Here is a 19,871-nt window from a genome sequence, read left to right as displayed (position 1 = left end):
CTTCTGTATCAGCCATTGATACGCGCGAACGGCGCCTCACCCGGGTCTGAGAGAATTGGGCACGTGATCTCCCGAACCGATCTGCGCGGCGACGCCCTTCCCGAGGGCCCCGCCCTGCGTGACCTGCTGCCCCGAGCCGACTTCGACGTAGCGGCCGCCCTCGAGAAGGTGCGTCTCCTCTGCGAGGACGTGCATCATCGGGGCGACGCGGCGCTGATCGACGCCGCCGAGCGGTTCGACGGGGTCCGGCTGGACCAAGTGCGGGTGCCGGCCGCCGCGCTCACCCGCGCGCTCCAGGAGCTCGACCCGGCCGTGCGCGCGGCCCTGGAGGAGTCCATCCGCCGCGCCCGTACCGTCCACCGCGAGCAGCGCCGCTCCACGCACACCACGCAGGTCGTGCCCGGTGGCAGCGTGACCGAGAAGTGGGTGCCGGTCGACCGCGTGGGGCTGTACGCGCCCGGCGGCAGGTCCGTGTATCCGTCCTCCGTGATCATGAACGTGGTGCCCGCGCAGGAGGCCGGCGTCGAGTCCATCGCGCTCGCCTCGCCCGCCCAGTCCGACTTCGGCGGCCTGCCGCACCCGACGATCCTCGCCGCCTGCGCGCTGCTCGGCGTCGACGAGGTGTACGCGGCCGGCGGTGCCACCGCCGTCGCGATGTTCGCCTACGGCACCGAGTCCTGCCCGCCCGCGAACATGGTCACCGGCCCCGGCAACATCTGGGTCGCCGCCGCCAAGCGCTACTTCACCGGCAAGATCGGCATCGACGCCGAGGCCGGCCCGACCGAGATCGCCGTCCTCGCCGACGACACGGCCGACCCGGTGCACGTCGCCTCCGACCTGATCAGCCAGGCCGAGCACGACCCGCTGGCCGCCGCCGTCCTGGTCACGGACTCCGTCCGGCTCGCCGACGCCGTCGAGAAGGAACTTGAGCCGCAGGTCGCTGCCACCCGGCACATCGACGACCGGATCGTCCCGGCCCTGTCCGGCCGGCAGTCCGCGATCGTCCTGGTCGACGGCATCGACGAGGGCCTGAGGGTGGTCGACGCGTACGGCGCCGAGCACCTGGAGATCCAGACGGCGGACGCCGCCGCCGTGGCCGACCGCGTCCGGAACGCCGGCGCGATCTTCGTCGGCCCCTGGGCCCCGGTCTCCCTCGGCGACTACGCGGCCGGCTCCAATCACGTCCTGCCCACCGGCGGCTGCGCCTGCCACTCCTCGGGCCTGTCCGTCCAGTCCTTCCTGCGCGGCATCCACATCGTCGACTACACGCAGGACGCGCTGGCCGAGGTCGCGCACCACGTGGTGACGCTGGCGGAGGCGGAGGACCTGCCGGCCCACGGCGCGGCGATCAAGGCCCGGTTCGGTTGGAAGGTACCCGGAAGCAAGTGACAGGCATCGACGATCTCCCCGTACGGGACGAGCTCCGCGGCAAGTCCCCTTACGGCGCGCCCCAGCTGGACGTCCCCGTACGGCTGAACACCAACGAGAACCCCTACCCGCTGCCCGAGCCGCTGGTCGAACGGATCGCCGAGCGGGTCCGTGAGGCGGCCCGCACCCTCAACCGCTACCCCGACCGGGACGCGGTCGAGCTGCGCACACGGCTGGCCGAGTACCTGACGGACACCTCCGGCCACGAGGTCGGCGTGGCCAACGTCTGGGCGGCCAACGGCTCCAACGAGGTCATCCAGCAGCTGCTGCAGACCTTCGGCGGACCGGGCCGCACCGCGATCGGCTTCGAGCCGTCGTACTCGATGCACGGCCTCATCTCGCGCGGCACCGGCACCGGCTGGATCTCCGGCCCCCGCAACGACGACTTCACGATCGACCTGGCGGCGGCGGAGAAGGCCATCGCCGAGCACCGGCCGGACGTCGTCTTCGTCACCACCCCCAACAACCCCACGGGCACCGCCGTTCCGCCCGAGACGGTCCTCGCGCTGTACGAGGCCGCGCAGGCGGCGAAACCGTCGATGGTCGTGATCGACGAGGCGTACATCGAGTTCAGCCACGGCGACTCGCTGCTGCCGCTGCTGGAGGGACGCCCCAACCTGGTCGTCTCCCGCACGATGTCGAAGGCGTTCGGCGCGGCGGGCCTGCGCCTCGGCTACCTCGCCGCGCACCCGGCCGTCGTCGACGCCGTCCAGCTGGTCCGGCTGCCCTACCACCTGTCGGCCGTCACCCAGGCGACCGCCCTGGCCGCCCTGGAGCACACCGACACGCTGCTGGGCTACGTCGAGCAGCTCAAGACCGAACGGGACCGCCTGGTCACCGAACTGCTCGCGATCGGCTACGAGGTGACCGCCTCGGACGCCAACTTCGTGCAGTTCGGCCTGTTCGAGGACTCCCACGAGACCTGGCGGAAGATCCTCGACCGGGGCGTCCTGGTCCGGGACAACGGCGTACCCGGCTGGCTCCGGGTCACCGCCGGAACCCCCGAAGAGAACGACGCGTTCCTCGACGCGGTCCGTGAACTGAAGAAGGAGCAGGAGCTATGAGCCGCGTAGGACGCGTCGAACGGACCACCAAGGAGACGTCCGTCCTCGTCGAGATCGACCTCGACGGCACGGGCAAGACGGAGATCTCCACCGGCGTCGGCTTCTACGACCACATGCTCGACCAGCTCGGCCGGCACGGTCTGTTCGACCTGACCGTGAAGACCGAGGGCGATCTGCACATCGACTCGCACCACACCATCGAGGACACCGCCCTCGCCCTCGGCGCCGCCTTCAAGCAGGCCCTCGGCGACAAGGTGGGCATCTACCGCTTCGGCAACTGCACGGTCCCGCTGGACGAGTCCCTCGCCCAGGTCACCGTCGACCTGTCCGGCCGCCCGTACCTCGTGCACACCGAGCCCGAGAAGATGGCGCCGATGATCGGCGAGTACGACACCACCATGACCCGGCACATCCTGGAGTCCTTCGTGGCCCAGGCGCAGATCGCGCTGCACGTGCACGTGCCCTACGGGCGCAACGCGCACCACATCGTGGAGTGCCAGTTCAAGGCGCTCGCCCGGGCCCTGCGTTACGCGTCCGAGCGCGATCCGCGCGCGGCCGGCATCCTCCCCTCCACGAAGGGCGCCCTGTGAACGGCATCTCGACCCTGCTGATCGTCGTCGGCCTCTTCCTCGCCGGCGGGATCTACTCCTTCGTCAAGCAGAAGATGCCCAAGGGTTTGATCGTGCTGCTGTCCATCGGCGCCGCGATGTGCCTGGTGGCCGGTGTGGTGAGGCTGGAGGTGTGGAATTGAGCGCCCCGCAGAAGAAGGTCGTCGTCTTCGACTACGGATTCGGCAACGTCCGTTCCGCCGAGCGTGCCCTCGCCCGCGCCGGGGCAGACGTGGAGATCACGCGTGACTACGACAAGGCCCTGAACGCCGACGGCCTGCTGGTGCCCGGCGTCGGCGCCTTCGCCTCCTGCATGACGGGCCTGCGCGAGGCGCGCGGCGACTGGATCGTCGACCGCCGGCTGTCCGGCGGCCGCCCGGTCATGGGCATCTGCGTCGGCATGCAGATCCTCTTCGCGCGCGGCATCGAGCACGGCGTGGAGAGCGAGGGCCTCGACGAGTGGCCCGGCTCGGTCGAGCCGCTCCAGGCCGAGATCGTGCCCCACATGGGCTGGAACACCGTCGAGGCGGCGCCCGGTTCGCAGCTGTTCGCGGGCCTGGACGCGGACGCCCGTTTCTACTTCGTGCACTCCTACGCCGTCCACGACTGGTCGCTGGAAACGCACAACCCCGCGATGACGGCCCCCAAGGTCACCTGGTCCACGCACGGCAAGCCGTTCGTCGCGGCCGTCGAGAACGGCGCCCTGTGGGCCACGCAGTTCCACCCCGAGAAGTCCGGCGACGCCGGAGCCCAGCTCCTCACCAACTGGATCGGAACACTGTGAGCAAGCTCGAACTCCTCCCCGCCGTCGACGTCCGCGACGGCCAGGCCGTCCGCCTGGTGCACGGCGAGTCCGGCACGGAGACCTCCTACGGCTCCCCGCTGGAGGCCGCCCTGGCCTGGCAGCGCTCCGGCGCCGAGTGGCTGCACCTGGTCGACCTGGACGCCGCCTTCGGCACGGGGGACAACCGCGAGCTGATCGCCGAGGTCGCCCGGGCCATGGACATCAAGGTGGAGCTGTCCGGCGGCATCCGTGACGACGACACCCTCGCCGCCGCCCTCGCCACCGGCTGCAAGCGCGTCAACCTCGGCACGGCCGCCCTGGAGACCCCGGAATGGGTCGCCAAGGTCATCGCCGAGCATGGCGACAAGATCGCGGTGGGTCTCGACGTCCGCGGCACGACCCTGCGCGGCCGCGGCTGGACCCGCGACGGCGGCGACCTCTACGAGACGCTGGAGCGCCTCGACAAGGAGGGCTGCGCACGGTACGTCGTCACCGACATCGCCAAGGACGGCACCCTCCAGGGCCCCAACCTGGAACTCCTGCGCAACGTGTGCGCCGCAACCGACCGCCCGGTCGTCGCCTCCGGCGGGGTCTCCTCGCTCGACGACCTGCGGGCCATCGCCGATCTCGTCCCGCTCGGTGTCGAGGGGGCCATCGTCGGGAAGGCGCTGTACGCGAAGGCGTTCACCCTGGAAGAGGCCTTGGAGGCTGTGTCGTCATGACCGTGCGGCGTGTGCAGAGCGGAAGTCCCTGGGAAGAGTCCTTCGGTTTTGCACGCGCCGTCGCGGCGGGCGACCGTGTGCTGGTCGCGGGCACGACCGCGTTCAAGGGCGACGTGCTCTACGGCGAGGGCGACCCGTACGAGCAGGCCAAGGTCGCCTTCACCACCGCCCTGGAGGCGATCGCCGAGTTCGGGCTCACACCCGAGTCCGTGATCCGCACCCGGGTGTGCCTGGCACACGCCCGGGACGTCGACGCCGTGGGCCGGGCGCACAAGGAGATGTTCGACGCCGTACGCCCGGTCACGACCCTGCTGATCGTGCAGGGCTTCATGGACTCCCGGGTCCTGGTGTCGGTGGAAGTGGAAGCATTCCGAGGGACACCCTCACAGGAACACTAAGAGGAGCAGGATTCATGACCCTGGCGGTCCGAGTCATCCCCTGCCTGGACGTGGACAACGGCCGGGTCGTCAAGGGCGTCAACTTCCAGAACCTGCGCGACGCGGGCGACCCCGTCGAGATGGCCAAGGTGTACGACGCCGAGGGCGCCGACGAGCTGACGTTCCTGGACATCACCGCCTCGTCGGGCAACCGTGAGACCACGTACGACGTCGTGCGCCGCACGGCCGAGCAGGTGTTCATCCCCCTCACGGTCGGCGGCGGCGTCCGCACGGCCGAGGACGTGGACAAGCTGCTGCGGGCCGGCGCGGACAAGGTCGGCGTCAACACGGCCGCCATCGCCCGCCCGGAGCTGATCCGCGAGATCGCCGAGCGCTTCGGCCGCCAGGTCCTGGTCCTGTCGGTGGACGCCCGCCGCACCGAGTCGGGCTCCTTCGAGGTGACCACCCACGGCGGCCGCCGCGGCACCGGCATCGACGCCGTGGAGTGGGCGCACCGGGCCGCGGAGCTCGGCGCGGGCGAGATCCTGCTCAACTCGATGGACGCCGACGGCACCAAGGACGGCTACGACCTGGAGATGATCCGGGCCGTCCGCAAGCACGTCACGGTCCCGGTCATCGCCTCGGGCGGCGCGGGCAGGCTGACCGACTTCCCCCCGGCCGTCGAGGCGGGCGCGGACGCGGTCCTGGCCGCGTCGGTGTTCCACTTCGGCGACCTGCGCATCGGCCAGGTCAAGGAGACGCTGCGGGAGGCGGGGCACCCGGTGCGCTGACGTCCCCGTCCGACGGGAGCCCCGGCCGCGCCGTGCGGCCGGGGCTTTCTCAGATCCCGAGCTGCTTCGTCTCGTGCAGCTTCGCGATCGCGTTCTCGTCGCCGTCCAGGCCGACCTTGGCCGCGCTCTGGCGGCCGTAGCAGAACAGGACCAGCTCGGACGGCTCGCCGGTCACCGTGACCACCGGGGTGCCGCGGTGAGCGACCACCGTCTGGCCGTCGGGGCGGCGCAGGACCAGGCCCGTCGGCACGCCGCGCCCCATCAGGCGGGCCGTGCGTTCCAGACGGGACCACAGGGCGTCCTGGAAGACCGTGTCCAGGTCGCGGGGCGACCAGTCGGGCTGGGCGCGGCGGACGTCCTCGGTGTGGACGTAGAACTCGATGATGTTCGACGCCTCGTCGACCGGCTTGAGGGAGAAGGGGGAGAAACGCGGCGGGCCCGTACGGATCAGCTGGATCAGCTCCTCGTACGGCTTGGCGGTGTACTCCGCCATCACCTTGTCCAGACGCGGCGCGAGCTGCTTGATCAGTATCCCGCCCGCGGCGTCCGGGCGGCGCTCGCGCACCACGACGTGGGCGGCGAGATCCCGGGTCGTCCAGCCCTCGCACAGGGTGGGCGCGTCCGGACCCGCGGTCTCCAACAGGTCGGCGAGGAGAAGTCGTTCACGCTTGGCATGGGTCGACATGCGGCCAGCCTACGGCCGGTCCCCCGGTCAGCCCAGCAGACGTGCCGTTCCCCGCCGTCGGGCGTTTCGCCCAGTGGACACTCCACTTGGCCTGTCAGTGGCGCGCGGCACAATGGTCGGCATGACGAGTACGCCCAGTCGCCTCGACCCGGAGATCGCCGCGCGCCTCAAGCGCAGCGCCGACGGCCTCCTGCCCGCCATCGCCCAGCAGTACGACACCGGCGAGGTGCTCATGCTCGGCTGGATGGACGACGAGGCGCTGCATCGCACCCTGACCACCGGCCGGTGCACCTACTGGTCGCGCAGCCGCCGGGAGTACTGGGTCAAGGGCGACACCTCCGGCCACTTCCAGTGGGTGAAGTCCGTCGCCCTGGACTGCGACGCGGACACCGTGCTCGTCAAGGTCGACCAGGTCGGCGCCGCCTGCCACACCGGAGCCCGCACCTGTTTCGACGAGGACGTGCTCCTCAAGGACGGCGGCTCCGCCCGCCCCGCCCCGGATCAGTAAGGTCAGCGGCCATGGACCTCGAGACCTTCCGCAAGCTCGCCACCGACCGGCGGGTCATCCCCGTCACCCGCAAGCTCCTCGCCGACGGCGACACCCCGGTCGCGCTCTACCGCAAGCTCGCCGCCGAGCGCCCCGGCACCTTCCTGCTGGAGTCCGCGGAGAACGGCCGCTCCTGGTCCCGGTACTCCTTCGTGGGGGTCCGCTCGGCGGCCACGCTGACCGCACGCGACGGGCAGGCCCACTGGCTCGGCGCCCCGCCCGTCGGCGTCCCCACGGACGGCGACCCCCTCGCCGCCCTGCGCGCCACCATCGAGGCCCTGCACACCCCCCACCAGGAGGGCATGCCGCCCTTCACCGGCGGCATGGTCGGCTATCTCGGCTACGACATCGTCCGCCGCCTGGAGAAGGTCGGCCCCGGCGAGCGCGACGACCTGAAGCTGCCCGAGCTGACCATGCTCCTCACCAGCGACCTGGCCGTCATGGACCACTGGGAGGGCTCGGTCCTGCTGATCGCCAACGCGATCAACCACAACGACCTGGAGACGGGCGTCGACGAGGCCCACGCCGACGCCGTGGCCCGCCTCGACGCCATGGAGGCCGACCTCTCCCGCCCGGTCGCCCAGCCCCCGGCCGTGCTCCCGCCCTCCGAGCTCCCCGAGTACACCGCGCTGTGGGGCGGCCCCGACTTCCAGGTGGCCGTCGAGGACATCAAGGAGCGCATCCGGGCCGGCGAGGCCTTCCAGGTGGTCCCCTCCCAGCGCTTCGAGACGCCGTGCACGGCGAGCGCACTGGACGTCTACCGGGTCCTGCGGGCCACCAACCCCTCCCCGTACATGTACCTGTTCCGCTTCGACGGCTTCGACGTCGTCGGATCGTCCCCCGAGGCCCTGGTCAAGGTCGAGGACGGCCGGGCCATGGTCCACCCCATCGCCGGCACCCGCTGGCGCGGTGCCACCCCGCAGGAGGACCAGGCCCTCGCCGACGAACTGCTCGCCGACCCCAAGGAGCGCGCCGAGCACCTCATGCTCGTCGACCTCGGCCGCAACGACCTGGGGCGGGTCTGCGAGCCCGGCTCGGTCGAGGTCGTCGACTTCATGTCCGTCGAGCGGTACTCGCACGTGATGCACATCGTCTCGACGGTGACGGGCCGCGTCGCCCGGGGCCGCACCGCCTTCGACGTCCTCACCGCCTGCTTCCCGGCCGGCACCCTCTCCGGCGCCCCCAAGCCGCGCGCCATGCAGATCATCGACGAACTCGAACCGTCCCGGCGCGGCCTCTACGGCGGCTGCGTCGGCTACCTCGACTTCGCCGGCGACTCCGACACCGCCATCGCCATCCGCACGGCCCTCCTGCGCGACGGCACCGCGTACGTGCAGGCCGGCGCGGGCATCGTCGCCGACTCCGACCCGGTCGCCGAGGACACCGAGTGCCGCAACAAGGCGGCCGCGGTCCTGCGGGCCGTCCACACCGCGAACCGGCTCGGAAAGGCCTGAGATGAACCCCGGGTGACGGTTCGCCCGGGGTTCAGGCGATAGTGGGGTACGTGACTGCTGTACCTCACCCCCGTTCCGAAGCCCCCGCATCCGCCCGGGCCGGCCGCCTGAGCCTCGCCGTCGCGCTGCTGAGCGGCGCGCTCGGCGCGGCCGTGGCGCTGCTCGCCACCCGGCAGCAATGGTCGCAGGGCACCGCGACGGTGGCCGGTGGCGCCTTCCCCCTGACCGCCAAGGGCAGCGACGTCACGGGCGTTCCCGCGGCGCTCGCCATAGTGGGCCTCGCCGCGCTCGTCGCCGTCTTCGCCGTCCGCCGCGCCGGCCGCTTCGTCGTCGCCGGGCTGCTGGCGCTCTCCGGCGCCGGCATCGTCGTCGCGGCCCTGCTCGGCGCCTCCGACAGCTCCGCGCTCGACGAGCAGGCCGCCCAGGCCTCCGGCGACACCTCGGCCTCCGTCGACGCCCTCGGCCACACCGCCTGGCCGTACGTCGCGGTCGTCGGCGGCGTGCTGATCCTCCTGGCCGGACTGCTCGCCCTGCGCTACGGACGGCTGTGGCCCGCCATGTCCGGCCGCTACGAGCGCGGCGGCACGCCCCAGCCGCGCCGCAAGGCCCCCGCCGTCGACCCCGACCGGCCCGAGGACCTGTGGAAGGCACTCGACCGCGGCGAGGACCCGACCGGGGCCTGAGCCCACACGGGGGACGGGGAGGCACCCCCGCTCACCCCGCGGGCGCGCGTGCGCGACAATGGCCACGAGCGTCCTGCTCAGACACGCACACAGCAACGAGGAGCAAGCAATGGCGGGCAGCAGCCACGGTCACACCCCGGCCGCCTGGACCGGTGTCATCATCGCCTTCATCGGTTTCTGCGTCGCGGGCGCGTTCATGGTGATGGACCAGCCGCTGGGCTTCTGGGCGGGCATGGTGGTCGTGCTGCTCGGGGGTGTCGTCGGCGGCATCATGCGGATGATGGGCCTGGGCCAGCCCAAGGAGGCCCAGCAGCCGCACCGCACCACGGGCGACCGCGAGCCGGCCGGCGCCGGGAGCTGACCCCCGCGGCACGGTCCGCGGAGCACGTCCTCACGGGAGGGGCGGCCGGCACACGGGTGCCGGAACCGCCCCTCGCGCGCGTACGGGGCACAATGCTTACCGTGAACGCCGAGAGCCGAAGGGTGACGTCCCGCGTCCCGGGCCGGCTGGCCGTCCCCGCCGGGGTGCTCGCGGCCGTCGCCGCCGCCTTCGCCTACGTGGGCGCCGTGGACCCGAACGAACCCGGCCACTATCCCGCCTGCCCGCTGCTGCGTTACACCGGCCTCTACTGCCCCGGCTGCGGCGGACTGCGCAGCGCGCACGCCGTCGTCCACGGGGACGTCCCGGCGGCGCTGCACGCCAACGCGCTCGCGACCCTCGGCTATCTGGGCTTCGCCGTGCTGTGGACCGTATGGGTGGTGCACGCGGCCCGCGGGCGCCCGCTGCGGATCGACCCCCGCCCGGGGCTGGTGTGGAGCCTCGGGGTGTTGCTGCTGGTCTTCACCGTTGTCCGGAACCTGCCCTTCGGTGGCTGGCTCCATCCTTGATCAACAGACGGATGTCCAGGTAGTGGGACCGGCGTCAACCGGATGTGAGGCCTACGCCCGGCTGCGGATACCATCGCAGTGACCATCGGTTTCCGATCGGTCGCTGGAACTGTCAAGAGTCTGGAAGGGGGCCGCTCGCGTGAGTGTGCTCGACGAGATCATCGACGGAGTCCGTGCCGACCTCGCGGAGCGGCAGGCGCGCGTCAGCCTCGACGAGCTCAAGGAGCGCGCGGCGAAGGCTCCCGCGGCCAAGGACGGCGCGGCCGCACTGCGCGGCGACGGCGTCAAGGTCATCTGTGAGGTCAAGCGCTCCAGCCCGTCCAAGGGCGCGCTGGCCGCGATCGCCGACCCGGCCGGACTCGCCGCCGACTACGAGGCGGGCGGCGCGGCCGTCATCTCCGTCCTCACCGAGGAGCGCCGCTTCGGCGGTTCGCTCGCCGACCTCGAGGCCGTCCGCGCCCGGGTGGACATCCCCGTGCTGCGCAAGGACTTCATCGTCACGTCGTACCAGCTGTGGGAGGCCCGCGCCTACGGCGCCGACGTCGTGCTGCTGATCGTCGCCGCCCTGGACCAGCCCGCCCTGGAGTCCCTCATCGAGCGCGCCGAGTCCATCGGGCTCACACCGCTCGTCGAGGTCCACGACGAGGACGAGGTCGAGCGGGCGGTCGACGCCGGCGCCCGGGTGATCGGCGTCAACGCGCGCAACCTCAAGACCCTCGAGGTCGACCGCGGCACCTTCGAGCGGGTGGCGCCGGAGATCCCCGACCACATCATCAAGATCGCCGAGTCCGGCGTCCGCGGCCCGCACGACCTCATCGCCTACGCCAACGCCGGCGCCGACGCGGTCCTGGTCGGCGAGTCCCTCGTGACCGGCAAGGACCCGAGGACGGCGGTCTCGGACCTGGTGGCGGCCGGCGAGCACCCCGCGCTCCGGCACGGCCGGAGCTGATCATTCGCTAGGCTTGGCCCGATGACTCTCACCATGACGACCGTGGACCGGTACGCCCGCCTCGCGCGCGGCTGCCGCCCCCGCGGCTGCCGTGCCCCGGCCCGCCGGGTCCACGGCCGCCGTGTCCGGTACGTCATCGGTGACGAACCCGGGCAGGTCAACGGCATGCGATGGCAGCGCGCCCTTTAGGGGCGCGGGGAACGGCGCGAGCAACCACGCAGCCAACACCCATCCCTGCCCCCACGGCGATCAGTGCATCTCACACACACTCACCGTGAAGGTTTCCGCATGCCCAGCCAATTCTTCATCCCCGACCCCGAGGGTCACACGCCCAGCCCCGAAGGCTACTTCGGGGCCTTCGGCGGCAAGTTCATCCCCGAGGCCCTCGTCGCAGCCGTCGACGAGGTGGCCGTCGAGTACGACAAGGCCAAGCACGACCCGGAGTTCGCCAGGGAACTCGACGACCTCCTGGTCAACTACACCGGCCGCCCCTCCGCGCTCACGGAGGTGCCCCGGTTCGCCGAGCACGCCGGAGGCGCCCGGGTCTTCCTCAAGCGCGAGGACCTGAATCACACCGGCTCCCACAAGATCAACAACGTCCTGGGCCAGGCCCTGCTCACCAAGCGCATGGGCAAGACCCGGGTCATCGCCGAGACCGGCGCGGGCCAGCACGGCGTGGCCACGGCCACCGCCTGTGCGCTCTTCGGTCTCGAATGCACGATCTACATGGGGGAGATCGACACCCAGCGCCAGGCCCTCAACGTCGCCCGCATGCGCATGCTCGGCGCCGAGGTCATCGCCGTGAAGTCCGGCAGCCGCACGCTGAAGGACGCCATCAACGAGGCCTTCCGCGACTGGGTCGCCAACGTCGAGCACACGCACTACCTCTTCGGCACCGTCGCCGGGCCGCATCCCTTCCCGGCGATGGTCCGCGACTTCCACCGGGTCATCGGCGTCGAGACCCGCCGCCAGCTCCTGGAGCGCGCCGGGCGCCTCCCCGACGCGGCCGTCGCCTGCGTCGGGGGCGGCTCCAACGCCATCGGCCTCTTCCACGCCTTCATCCCGGACACCGGCGTACGCCTCATCGGCTGCGAACCGGCCGGGCACGGCGTCGAGACCGGCGAGCACGCCGCGACCCTCACCGCCGGCGAGCCCGGCATCCTGCACGGCTCCCGCTCCTACGTCCTCCAGGACGACGAGGGCCAGATCACCGAGCCGTACTCGATCTCGGCCGGTCTGGACTACCCGGGCATCGGCCCCGAGCACTCGTACCTGAAGGACTCCGGCCGCGGCGAGTACCGCGCGGTCACCGACGACGCGGCGATGCAGGCCCTGCGCCTGCTGTCGCGCACCGAGGGCATCATCCCGGCCATCGAGAGCGCCCACGCGCTGGCCGGCGCCCTGGAGGTCGGCAAGGAGCTGGGCAAGGACGGGCTGATCGTGGTCAACCTCTCCGGCCGCGGTGACAAGGACATGGACACCGCCGCCCGCTACTTCGGCCTGTACGACACCGACGCCGAGGTCGCCGAGGACGCCTCCGGCACCGCAGAGATCGAGGGGGACGCCAAGTGAGCGGGAACATCCGGCTGTTGGGCGACACCCTCGCCGCGGCCAAGTCCGAGGGGCGCGCCGCGCTCATCGCCTACCTCCCGGCCGGGTTCCCGACCGTGGACGGCGGCATCGACGCGATCAAGGCCGTCATCGACGGCGGCGCCGACGTCGTCGAGGTGGGCCTGCCGCACAGCGACCCCGTCCTCGACGGCCCCGTCATCCAGACCGCCGACGACATCGCCCTGCGCGGCGGCGTGAAGATCGCCGACGTGATGCGCACGGTCCGCGAGGCCCACCGGGCCACCGGCAAGCCGATCCTCGTCATGACGTACTGGAACCCCATCGACCGCTACGGCGTCGAGCGGTTCACCGCCGAGCTCGCCGAGGCGGGCGGCGCCGGGTGCATCCTGCCCGACCTGCCCGTACAGGAGTCGGGCCTGTGGAGGGAGCACGCGGAGAAGCACGGTCTCGCCACCGTCTTCGTCGTGGCGCCCAGCAGCAAGGACGAACGGCTCGCGCAGATCACCGCGGCCGGCAGCGGATTCGTCTACGCCGCCTCCCTCATGGGTGTCACCGGCACCCGCGCCACCGTCAGCTCGCAGGCCCAGGACCTGGTGGAACGCACCCGGGCCACGGGCACGGACCTGCCGGTCTGCGTCGGGCTCGGCGTCTCCACGCCCGCCCAGGCCGCCGAGGTCGCGGGCTTCGCCGACGGCGTGATCGTCGGCTCCGCCTTCGTCAAGGCGATGCTGGACGCCCCGGACGACGCGGCCGGTGTCGAGGCCGTGCGCGCACTGGCGGGTGACCTCGCGAAGGGCGTGCGCGGACAGGCGTAAGAAAAGCCGGAAGTCATGCAGGTCCCTCGTACGGGTGGACCTGGGGCCGGGGAGGCGCGGTGCGCCTCCCCGGTTCGTTTCCGGGGTGTGAGCGAGAAGAACCGTGAGGGAAAGCGCACCGCCCGGGAGAAGCTGGCGGTCGAGCGCGAGAAGCAGAGGTCCGCGGACAAGCGCCGGCGCGCGCTGATCGTGGGCGGGGCCGTCGTCGCCGTCCTGGGACTCGCGGCGGTGATCGGCGTCGTCGCGGCCAACGCCGGCAAGGACGACGACAGCGAGGCCTCGGGCCCGGTCGTGGCGCCCTCGGGAGCCCAGGGCAAGGACAGCCTGGCCATCCCGGTCGGCAAGGACGGCGCCAAGTCCACGCTCACGGTGTGGGAGGACTTCCGCTGCCCGGCCTGCAAGTCCTTCGAGACGGCGTACCGTCCGGTGATCCACGAGCTGACGAACGCGGGACAGCTGAGGACCGAGTACCACCTGGTCACCCTCATCGACGGCAACATGCGCGGCACCGGCTCCCGCAACGCGGCCAACGCCGCGGCCTGCGCCCAGGACGCCGGCAAGTTCCCCGCCTACCACGACGTGCTGTTCGACAACCAGCCCCCGGAGGTCGACGACGCCTACGCGAACAAGGCCAAGCTGATCGAGCTGGCCGGCAAGGTCGACGGCCTGGACACCCCCGCCTTCCGCACCTGCGTCGAGAAGGGCACGCACAACGGCTGGGTCGCCAAGTCCCACCAGGCCTTCGACAAGGGCGGCTTCTCGGGCACGCCGACCGTGCTGTTCGACGGCAAGAACATCTACCAGGACCGGACGATGACCCCGGCCAAGCTGAAGCAGATGGTGCAGGAGGCGAACAAGGGGTAAGAGCTGTTCTCACGCCCCCGTTATGGACCCGTAGCCGGGCTGCCCACCGCGGCCCCGGTGCGGCACGGTAGCGTCGACCTTGCCATGGAACTTGCCTTCATTCCCAGCCCGTCGCGCGGGGTGCTGTACCTCGGCCCCATTCCGCTGCGCGGCTACGCGTTCTGCATCATCATCGGCGTCTTCGTTGCCGTCTGGCTCGGCAACAAACGCTGGATCGCCCGGGGCGGGCGGGCCGGCACGGTGGCCGACATCGCCGTCTGGGCCGTGCCCTTCGGTCTGATCGGCGGCCGCCTCTACCACGTGATCACGGACTACGAGCTGTACTTCAGCGAGGGCCGTGACTGGGTGGACGCCTTCAAGATCTGGGAGGGCGGCCTCGGCATCTGGGGCGCGATCGCGCTCGGCGCGCTGGGCGCGTGGATCGGCTGCCGCCGCCGCGGCATCCCGCTGCCCGCCTACGCCGACGCCGTCGCGCCGGGCATCGCCTTCGCCCAGGCGATCGGCCGCTGGGGCAACTGGTTCAACCAGGAGCTGTACGGCAAGCCCACCGATCTGCCGTGGGCCCTGGAGATCACCTCCTCCTCGGACGGCCGGGTGCCGGGCACGTACCACCCGACGTTCCTGTACGAGTCGCTGTGGTGCATCGGCGTGGCGTTCCTGGTCATCTGGGCGGACCGCCGCTTCCGCCTCGGACACGGCCGGGCGTTCGCGCTGTACGTCGCCGCGTACTGCACCGGCCGGGCGTGGATCGAGTACATGCGGGTCGACGACGCCCACCACATCCTGGGTCTCCGGCTGAACGTCTGGACCGCGATCTTCGTGTTCCTGCTCGCGGTGACGTACCTCGTGGTGTCGTCGAGGAAGCGGCCCGGGCGGGAGGACGTCGTGGAGCCCGGCGCTCCGGCTTCCGGCGCTGACGCCGACGGCGGCGGGACGTCCGATGAGACGGGCAAGGACGACGAGGTCGCCGGCAAGGACGACCAGGTCGCGGACGAGGCCGAGGCGGACGCGGCCAAGAACGAGGCCGGCTCGGGGAAGAAGACCTGACGGCCTGTCCTGTGTGACGGTTCGAGAGCGCCCGGGGAGATCCCCGGGCGCTCTCGGCGTGTCAGCGGCGGCCGGCCAGGGACAGGGTGCGCCGGGCCGCCGTCACCACCGCCGCGTCGATGAAGCAGCCGTCCGGGAGGGCCTGCGCGCCCCGCTCCGCGGCGGCCGCTTTCAGGACCGCCTCCGCCCGCTCGATCTCCGCCTCGGTGGGCAGATAGGCCCGTTCGATCACCGGGAGCTGCCGGGGGTGGATCGCGGCGCGCCCGAGGAAGCCCAGGGCGCGGCCGTGGGCGCAGGAGGCGGCCAGCCCGTCCAGGTCGCGGATGTCCGGGTGGACGGACTGGGACGGCGGGGGCAGCCCTGCGGCCCGGGCCGCCACGACCACCCGGGAGCGGGGCCAGTCGAGGCCCGTGTCGTCGCGAACGCCGAGGTCGGCCCGCAGGTCGGCCTCGCCGAGCGCGATGCCGCGCAGGTTCGGGTGGGCGCCGGCGATGGCGTACGCCTGTTCCACGGCGAGGGCCGTCTCCAGCAGGGCGTACAGGTCGGCGCGGGCGGCTCGGCGTGCGGCGTGGGTGACCTCGGCCGGTGAGGTGATCTTGGGAAGGCGGAGGCCGGAGAGCCCCGGTGCCGGGGCCAGTGCCGCGAGGTCCTGCTCGCCCCAGGGGCTGTCCAGGGCGTTGACGCGGACGTGGACCGGGACGGCCGGCGGGTCGCCGAGGAGGTCGGCGGTCGCGGCGCGGGCGTAGGCCTTGCGGTCGGGGGCGACCGCGTCCTCCAGGTCGATGACGACGACGTCGGCGCCGCAGGTCAGGGCCTTCGCCACCACGCCGGGGCGGTCGCCCGGGGCGTACAGCCAGGTGAGCGGGAACGCCGTCACAGGGCGCCCTCCGCGCGCAGCGCCGTGAGGTCGGCCGGGGTGAGACCCAGTTCGGTGAGGACCTCGTCGGTGTCCGCGCCGTGCGGGCGGCCGGCCCAGCGGATCGCGCCGGGCGTGGCGGAGAGCCGGAAGAGGACGTTCTGCATGCGCAGCGGGCCGAGTTCGGGGTCGTCGACGGTGGTGATGGTGTCCAGGGCCTGGTACTGAGGGTCCGCCATCACGCCCTGGACGTCCTGGACCGGGGCCACCGCCGCCTCCGCCTTCTCGAAGGCGGCCATGACGTCGGTGCGGGTGCGTGCGGCGATCCAGCCGCCGACCGCCTCGTCGAGGACATCGGCGTGCCGGGCGCGGTCGGCGCCCGAGGCGAACCAGGGCTCGTCGATCAGTTCCGGGCGGCCGACCAGGTGCATCACGCGTTCCGCGACCGACTGGGCCGAGGTGGAGACGGCGACCCAGGTGCCGTCCGCCGTCCGGTAGACGCCGCGCGGGGCGTTGTTGGGGGAGCGGTTGCCGGTGCGGGGCTGGACGTGGCCGAGCTGGTCGTACCAGAGGGGCTGGGGGCCCAGTGCGGCCAGGATCGGTTCGATCAGGGCCAGGTCGACGACCTGGCCCTCGCCGGTGCGCTCGCGGGCGGCGAGCGCCGTCATCACGGCGTACGCCGTCGTCAGACCCGCGATGGAGTCGGCCAGGCCGAAGGGCGGGAGGGTCGGGGGCGCGTCCGGTTCGCCGGTGATCGCGGCGAAGCCGCTCATCGCCTCGGCGAGGGTGCCGAAGCCGGGGCGGTGCGCGTAGGGGCCGAACTGGCCGAAGCCGGTGACGCGGGCCAGGACCAGCCGGGGGTTGACGGCCGACAGCTCCGGCCAGCCGAGGTCCCACTTCTCCAGGGTGCCGGGGCGGAAGTTCTCGATGACCACGTCGGCGGTCGCGGCCAGACGCAGGAGCGTGGTGCGGCCGCCGGGCTTGGACAGGTCGAGAGTCATGGTGCGCTTGTTGCGGCCGAGCATCTTCCACCACAGGCCCACGCCGTCCTTCGACGGACCGTGGCCACGGGAGGGGTCCGGCTTCCTCGGGTGCTCGATCTTGACGACCTCGGCGCCGAAGTCGCCGAGCAGGGTGGCGGCCATCGGGCCGGCGAAGAGGGTGGCCAGGTCGAGGACGCGGAGGCCGGTGAGGGGCGCGGTCGTGGGCGCGGTCATGGGCGGAGGGTCTCCCGGTGCGTGAGGTGGGCGAGGGTGTCGAAGCCGATGCCGTTGAAGTCGCCGACGGACGTCGACAGCCGGTTCTTCAGGGGCGCCGTCCAGTGGTCGGGGAGCGCCCCGGGGTGCCCCGCCAGCAGCCCGGCGATGCCGCCGGCCGTCGCGCCGTTGGAGTCGGTGTCCCAGCCGCCGCTCACGGCACGGCAGACGGAGCCGGCGAAGTCGCCGTTCGCGTGGGTGAGGGCGGCAGCGATCAGCGCGGTGTTGGGGACGGCGTGCACCCAGTGGTGGGTGCCGGCGTGGCGGGCGTGGAGTGCGTCGACGACCGTGTCGAAGTCCTCGTGCTCGTGCGCCAGCCGGACGGCCTCGCGGACGGCCCGGGCCAGGCGGGAGCGTGGCGGGACGACGGTGAGGCCGGTCCGCAGGCAGGTGTGGACGTCGTGTGCGCCGGTCGCCGCCGCGGCGATGCCGGCCGCCGCGAACATGGCCGCGTAGACGCCGTTGGCGGTGTGGGTGAGGGTGGCGTCCCGGTGGGCCTGTTCGGCGGCTGCGGCCGGGTCGCCGGGGTTGGTCCAGCCGTGGACGTCGGCGCGGATCAGGGCGCCGATCCACTCCCGGAACGGGTTGCGGTGGCGGGCCGTGTGCGGGGGTTCGAGGCCGTCGAGCAGGTTGCGGTAGGCGATGCGCTCGGCGGTGAAGGTGCGGCCGGCGGGGAGTTCGTCGAGCCAGGTCCGGGCCACGTCCGTGGTGGTGAAGGCCCTGCCGTGGCGTTGGAGGAGGACGAGGTTGATCAGGGGGTAGTTGAGGTCGTCGTCCTCGGGCATGCCGTCGATGTTCTCGGCGAGGGAGGTGTCCGCCGAGCGGCGGTTCCAGGGGTGCCGCGTCAGGAGTTCCCCGGGGACGCCCCGGGCGGTGAAGTAGCCGGTGAGGGGCCAGTTTCCGGTGGCCTGGGCAAGTCGGCGGATGGCGTCGAGGGGGAGCTTCTCGACGGGTTTGCCCAGGAGGCAGCCGGTGGCGCGGCCGAGCCAGGCGGCTTCGAGGTGCTGCGGGGTCGTGGCCCGGGGGCCCACGGGTTCGGGCCAGTCGGGGCAGGCGGCCTTGATCCTCGCCAGGTCCGTCGGTTCGTCGTCCGCCAACACGCTCGGCAGGTCGGCCAGTTCGTCCAGGAGGTCCTTCGCCAGCCGGCGCAGGTAGCGGGAGGCCGGGGTGGGGGAGGCGCCCGCGGCGGCCGGAGCCTGCGGGCCGCCGGCCGCTCGCCAGCGGGCCGCGACGTGCTTCGGCTCGCGCCCGTCCTGGGCCGCCTGGCGGAGCTCGTGGCCGATCAGGTCCTCCGGCTGGACCCAGGTCAGTCGGAGCATTCCCGGCCTCCGAGGGACGCGAAGGCCTGCTCGTGGGCGCGGCGGCGGGCCACGTCGCGGGTGAAGATCTCGCGGGTCACGGCGGTGAGGGTGGCCGCCGGTTCCCACAGGTCCAGGCGGCTCGCCTCCGCGACCGTCTTGGCCCAGTCCTCCGGGACCGGGGAGCCCAGGGCGCCTGCCAGGGCGCCGGCCATCGTGGCGATGGAGTCGCAGTCGCGGCCGTAGTTCACCGCGCCGAGGACCGCGTGGCGGTAGTCGCCGCGCGCCACGAGCAACAGGCCCAGCGCGACCGGGAGTTCCTCGATCGAGTGGAGGCGGGACGGTCGGCGGGCGCCGAGCGAGGGGGCGCGGTAGTCCGGGCCCACCGTGTCGTAGGGGGCCACCGCCTCGCGCAGCGGGCGCAGTGCCGACTCGAAGTCCGGGTGGCGGGACGCCTCCTCGCAGGCCCGCTCGATCGCGGTCCGGGTGCCGTCCTTCGCGAGGGAGAGGCAGGCCGAGACGACCGAGTCCGGGGTCGCGCCGGAGGTGCACGCCGCCGCCACCGCCGCGGCCAGGACGCCCGCCGCCTCACGGCCGTACGACGACTGGTGTGCGCCGGCGATGTCCAGGGCCTCGGCGTACGCCGCCCTCGGGTCGGCCGCGTTGACCAGGCCGACCGGGGCCATGTACATCGCCGCGCCGCAGTTGACGATGTTGCCGGTGCCGGCCTCGCGCGGGTCGGCATGGCCGTAGTGGATCCGCGTCACCAGCCACTTCTCCGCCAGGAAGATCCGCTGGAGGGGCAGGGCCTCCGTCTCCAGCTCCGGGATCCAGCGCGGCTCGGTCATCAGGTCCGGCACCAGGTGGTCGGCGATCGCGTAGGCGTCGAGGTGGTCGCGGACCCGGGCGTAGACGCGGACCAGGGCGTGCGTCATCAAGGTGTCGTCGGTGACGTGGCCGTCGCCCTTGTGGTACGGGGCGAGGGGGCGCGCCGTGCGCCAGTCGTCGCCGTGCCAGGGGCCGACGATGCCGTGGACGCGGCCGCCGTGGCGTTCGAGGATCTGCTCGGGTGAGTAGCCCTCGACGGGGCCGCCGAGCGCGTCGCCGACCGCCGCTCCGACCAGGGCTCCGGTGATCCGCTCGTCCAGGGTGGCGTTTTGGTGTGGTTTGGGCTGCATGGCCG

At 72.5% G+C, this 19,871-nt stretch carries 24 protein-coding genes; 19 read left to right on the top strand and 5 right to left on the bottom strand.

Going from position 1 to position 19,871, the window contains the following annotated elements; translation table 11 throughout:
* The first annotated feature begins 63 nt into the window (after window positions 1-63).
* Genes hisD through hisF form a run of 8 tightly spaced genes read left to right on the top strand, consistent with a single transcriptional unit; the run spans window position 64 to window position 5,774 of the window.
* Complete coding sequence (gene hisD, locus ACFY9E_RS32340; RefSeq protein WP_390990010.1) at window positions 64-1,389, top strand: histidinol dehydrogenase; 1,326 nt, start codon at window positions 64-66, stop codon at window positions 1,387-1,389.
* On the top strand, window positions 1,386-2,492 hold the full coding sequence (locus tag ACFY9E_RS32335; protein ID WP_390990007.1) for a histidinol-phosphate transaminase: 1,107 nt from the start codon (window positions 1,386-1,388) through the stop codon (window positions 2,490-2,492). The genes hisD and ACFY9E_RS32335 overlap by 4 nt, the downstream gene beginning before the upstream one ends.
* Entirely contained in the window at window positions 2,489-3,082 is a 594-nt protein-coding gene (hisB, locus tag ACFY9E_RS32330) for an imidazoleglycerol-phosphate dehydratase HisB (protein WP_059416503.1), read from the top strand. The genes ACFY9E_RS32335 and hisB overlap by 4 nt, the downstream gene beginning before the upstream one ends.
* The gene (locus tag ACFY9E_RS32325; RefSeq protein ID WP_355826654.1) at window positions 3,079-3,243 is read left to right on the top strand and encodes a hypothetical protein; all 165 of its coding nucleotides are present in this window, start codon (window positions 3,079-3,081) and stop codon (window positions 3,241-3,243) included. The genes hisB and ACFY9E_RS32325 overlap by 4 nt, the downstream gene beginning before the upstream one ends.
* Window positions 3,240-3,884: an imidazole glycerol phosphate synthase subunit HisH gene (gene hisH, locus ACFY9E_RS32320; protein WP_390990003.1), complete on the top strand. Its 645-nt coding sequence runs from the start codon at window positions 3,240-3,242 to the stop codon at window positions 3,882-3,884. The genes ACFY9E_RS32325 and hisH overlap by 4 nt, the downstream gene beginning before the upstream one ends.
* Window positions 3,881-4,606, top strand: a complete 726-nt coding sequence (gene priA, locus ACFY9E_RS32315; protein ID WP_363120104.1) for a bifunctional 1-(5-phosphoribosyl)-5-((5-phosphoribosylamino)methylideneamino)imidazole-4-carboxamide isomerase/phosphoribosylanthranilate isomerase PriA — start codon at window positions 3,881-3,883, stop codon at window positions 4,604-4,606. Before hisH ends, priA begins: the two co-directional genes overlap by 4 nt.
* Window positions 4,603-5,004 (top strand): Rid family hydrolase, encoded by a 402-nt coding sequence (locus ACFY9E_RS32310; protein ID WP_390989999.1) that lies wholly within the window; start codon window positions 4,603-4,605, stop codon window positions 5,002-5,004. The genes priA and ACFY9E_RS32310 overlap by 4 nt, the downstream gene beginning before the upstream one ends.
* A gap of 14 nt (window positions 5,005-5,018) precedes the next feature.
* Window positions 5,019-5,774: an imidazole glycerol phosphate synthase subunit HisF gene (gene hisF, locus ACFY9E_RS32305; RefSeq protein ID WP_283969703.1), complete on the top strand. Its 756-nt coding sequence runs from the start codon at window positions 5,019-5,021 to the stop codon at window positions 5,772-5,774.
* A 49-nt stretch (window positions 5,775-5,823) separates the two neighbouring features.
* On the opposite strand, the gene ACFY9E_RS32300 is transcribed toward hisF, so the two are convergent.
* Window positions 5,824-6,459, bottom strand: a complete 636-nt coding sequence (locus ACFY9E_RS32300; protein ID WP_390989996.1) for a TIGR03085 family metal-binding protein — start codon at window positions 6,457-6,459, stop codon at window positions 5,824-5,826.
* A gap of 121 nt (window positions 6,460-6,580) precedes the next feature.
* On the opposite strand from ACFY9E_RS32300, the gene hisI reads away from it, so the two are divergent.
* The 11 genes from hisI (at window position 6,581) to lgt (ending at window position 15,278) form a co-directional block, all read left to right on the top strand.
* A complete protein-coding gene (hisI, locus tag ACFY9E_RS32295; protein ID WP_390989993.1) occupies window positions 6,581-6,967 on the top strand; it encodes a phosphoribosyl-AMP cyclohydrolase in 387 nt (128 codons plus the stop codon).
* 11 nt (window positions 6,968-6,978) lie between these two features.
* On the top strand, window positions 6,979-8,460 hold the full coding sequence (locus ACFY9E_RS32290; RefSeq protein WP_390989990.1) for an anthranilate synthase component I: 1,482 nt from the start codon (window positions 6,979-6,981) through the stop codon (window positions 8,458-8,460).
* 41 nt (window positions 8,461-8,501) lie between these two features.
* Complete coding sequence (locus ACFY9E_RS32285) at window positions 8,502-9,143, top strand: TIGR02234 family membrane protein (RefSeq protein WP_390989987.1); 642 nt, start codon at window positions 8,502-8,504, stop codon at window positions 9,141-9,143.
* A gap of 109 nt (window positions 9,144-9,252) precedes the next feature.
* Window positions 9,253-9,504 carry an HGxxPAAW family protein gene (locus ACFY9E_RS32280; protein ID WP_390989984.1) on the top strand — a complete coding sequence of 84 codons (252 nt, stop codon included), beginning with the start codon at window positions 9,253-9,255 and terminating at the stop codon, window positions 9,502-9,504.
* A 92-nt stretch (window positions 9,505-9,596) separates the two neighbouring features.
* Window positions 9,597-10,031, top strand: a complete 435-nt coding sequence (locus ACFY9E_RS32275; RefSeq protein WP_390989981.1) for a DUF2752 domain-containing protein — start codon at window positions 9,597-9,599, stop codon at window positions 10,029-10,031.
* 139 nt (window positions 10,032-10,170) lie between these two features.
* Window positions 10,171-10,980: an indole-3-glycerol phosphate synthase TrpC gene (gene trpC / locus ACFY9E_RS32270; protein WP_030848367.1), complete on the top strand. Its 810-nt coding sequence runs from the start codon at window positions 10,171-10,173 to the stop codon at window positions 10,978-10,980.
* Between the two features lie 21 nt (window positions 10,981-11,001).
* A complete protein-coding gene (trpM, locus tag ACFY9E_RS32265) occupies window positions 11,002-11,169 on the top strand; it encodes a tryptophan biosynthesis modulator TrpM (protein ID WP_184982751.1) in 168 nt (55 codons plus the stop codon).
* A gap of 99 nt (window positions 11,170-11,268) precedes the next feature.
* Window positions 11,269-12,552 carry a tryptophan synthase subunit beta gene (gene trpB, locus ACFY9E_RS32260; RefSeq protein WP_390989976.1) on the top strand — a complete coding sequence of 428 codons (1,284 nt, stop codon included), beginning with the start codon at window positions 11,269-11,271 and terminating at the stop codon, window positions 12,550-12,552.
* Window positions 12,549-13,367: a tryptophan synthase subunit alpha gene (gene trpA, locus ACFY9E_RS32255; RefSeq protein ID WP_390989973.1), complete on the top strand. Its 819-nt coding sequence runs from the start codon at window positions 12,549-12,551 to the stop codon at window positions 13,365-13,367. Before trpB ends, trpA begins: the two co-directional genes overlap by 4 nt.
* An 87-nt stretch (window positions 13,368-13,454) precedes the next feature.
* Window positions 13,455-14,231, top strand: a complete 777-nt coding sequence (locus ACFY9E_RS32250) for a thioredoxin domain-containing protein (protein ID WP_390989970.1) — start codon at window positions 13,455-13,457, stop codon at window positions 14,229-14,231.
* An 84-nt stretch (window positions 14,232-14,315) separates the two neighbouring features.
* Complete coding sequence (gene lgt / locus ACFY9E_RS32245) at window positions 14,316-15,278, top strand: prolipoprotein diacylglyceryl transferase (RefSeq protein ID WP_390989967.1); 963 nt, start codon at window positions 14,316-14,318, stop codon at window positions 15,276-15,278.
* Between the two features lie 61 nt (window positions 15,279-15,339).
* On the opposite strand, the gene ACFY9E_RS32240 is transcribed toward lgt, so the two are convergent.
* From ACFY9E_RS32240 to ACFY9E_RS32225, 4 genes are read right to left on the bottom strand one after another with little or no spacing between them, the layout of a single operon-like run.
* Window positions 15,340-16,155, bottom strand: coding sequence for an aldolase/citrate lyase family protein (locus ACFY9E_RS32240; RefSeq protein ID WP_390989964.1), 816 nt, complete (start codon window positions 16,153-16,155; stop codon window positions 15,340-15,342).
* Window positions 16,152-17,351 carry a CoA transferase gene (locus ACFY9E_RS32235; protein WP_390989961.1) on the bottom strand — a complete coding sequence of 400 codons (1,200 nt, stop codon included), beginning with the start codon at window positions 17,349-17,351 and terminating at the stop codon, window positions 16,152-16,154. The genes ACFY9E_RS32240 and ACFY9E_RS32235 overlap by 4 nt, the downstream gene beginning before the upstream one ends.
* Window positions 17,348-18,709, bottom strand: a complete 1,362-nt coding sequence (locus tag ACFY9E_RS32230) for an ADP-ribosylglycohydrolase family protein (RefSeq protein ID WP_390989958.1) — start codon at window positions 18,707-18,709, stop codon at window positions 17,348-17,350. The genes ACFY9E_RS32235 and ACFY9E_RS32230 overlap by 4 nt, the downstream gene beginning before the upstream one ends.
* On the bottom strand, window positions 18,697-19,866 hold the full coding sequence (locus tag ACFY9E_RS32225) for an ADP-ribosylglycohydrolase family protein (RefSeq protein WP_390989955.1): 1,170 nt from the start codon (window positions 19,864-19,866) through the stop codon (window positions 18,697-18,699). The genes ACFY9E_RS32230 and ACFY9E_RS32225 overlap by 13 nt, the downstream gene beginning before the upstream one ends.
* Between the last annotated feature and the right edge of the window lie 5 nt (window positions 19,867-19,871).

It is taken from the genome of Streptomyces sp. NPDC012466 (assembly GCF_042955215.1).
Lineage (GTDB): Bacteria > Actinomycetota > Actinomycetes > Streptomycetales > Streptomycetaceae > Streptomyces.
Note: the sequence above shows the minus strand (reverse complement) of the source record. Positions and strands in the feature narration are given on the sequence as shown.

Coding starts and splice junctions, on each gene's coding strand:
- hisB (WP_059416503.1), top strand. CDS start 2,489: ATGAGCCGCGTAGGACGCGTCGAACGGACCACCAAGGAGACGTCCGTC.
- ACFY9E_RS32310 (WP_390989999.1), top strand. CDS start 4,603: ATGACCGTGCGGCGTGTGCAGAGCGGAAGTCCCTGGGAAGAGTCCTTC.
- hisF (WP_283969703.1), top strand. CDS start 5,019: ATGACCCTGGCGGTCCGAGTCATCCCCTGCCTGGACGTGGACAACGGC.
- ACFY9E_RS32300 (WP_390989996.1), bottom strand. CDS start 6,459: ATGTCGACCCATGCCAAGCGTGAACGACTTCTCCTCGCCGACCTGTTG.
- hisI (WP_390989993.1), top strand. CDS start 6,581: ATGACGAGTACGCCCAGTCGCCTCGACCCGGAGATCGCCGCGCGCCTC.
- ACFY9E_RS32290 (WP_390989990.1), top strand. CDS start 6,979: ATGGACCTCGAGACCTTCCGCAAGCTCGCCACCGACCGGCGGGTCATC.
- ACFY9E_RS32280 (WP_390989984.1), top strand. CDS start 9,253: ATGGCGGGCAGCAGCCACGGTCACACCCCGGCCGCCTGGACCGGTGTC.
- ACFY9E_RS32275 (WP_390989981.1), top strand. CDS start 9,597: ATGCTTACCGTGAACGCCGAGAGCCGAAGGGTGACGTCCCGCGTCCCG.
- trpM (WP_184982751.1), top strand. CDS start 11,002: ATGACTCTCACCATGACGACCGTGGACCGGTACGCCCGCCTCGCGCGC.
- trpB (WP_390989976.1), top strand. CDS start 11,269: ATGCCCAGCCAATTCTTCATCCCCGACCCCGAGGGTCACACGCCCAGC.
- lgt (WP_390989967.1), top strand. CDS start 14,316: ATGGAACTTGCCTTCATTCCCAGCCCGTCGCGCGGGGTGCTGTACCTC.
- ACFY9E_RS32235 (WP_390989961.1), bottom strand. CDS start 17,351: ATGACCGCGCCCACGACCGCGCCCCTCACCGGCCTCCGCGTCCTCGAC.
- ACFY9E_RS32230 (WP_390989958.1), bottom strand. CDS start 18,709: ATGCTCCGACTGACCTGGGTCCAGCCGGAGGACCTGATCGGCCACGAG.
- ACFY9E_RS32225 (WP_390989955.1), bottom strand. CDS start 19,866: ATGCAGCCCAAACCACACCAAAACGCCACCCTGGACGAGCGGATCACC.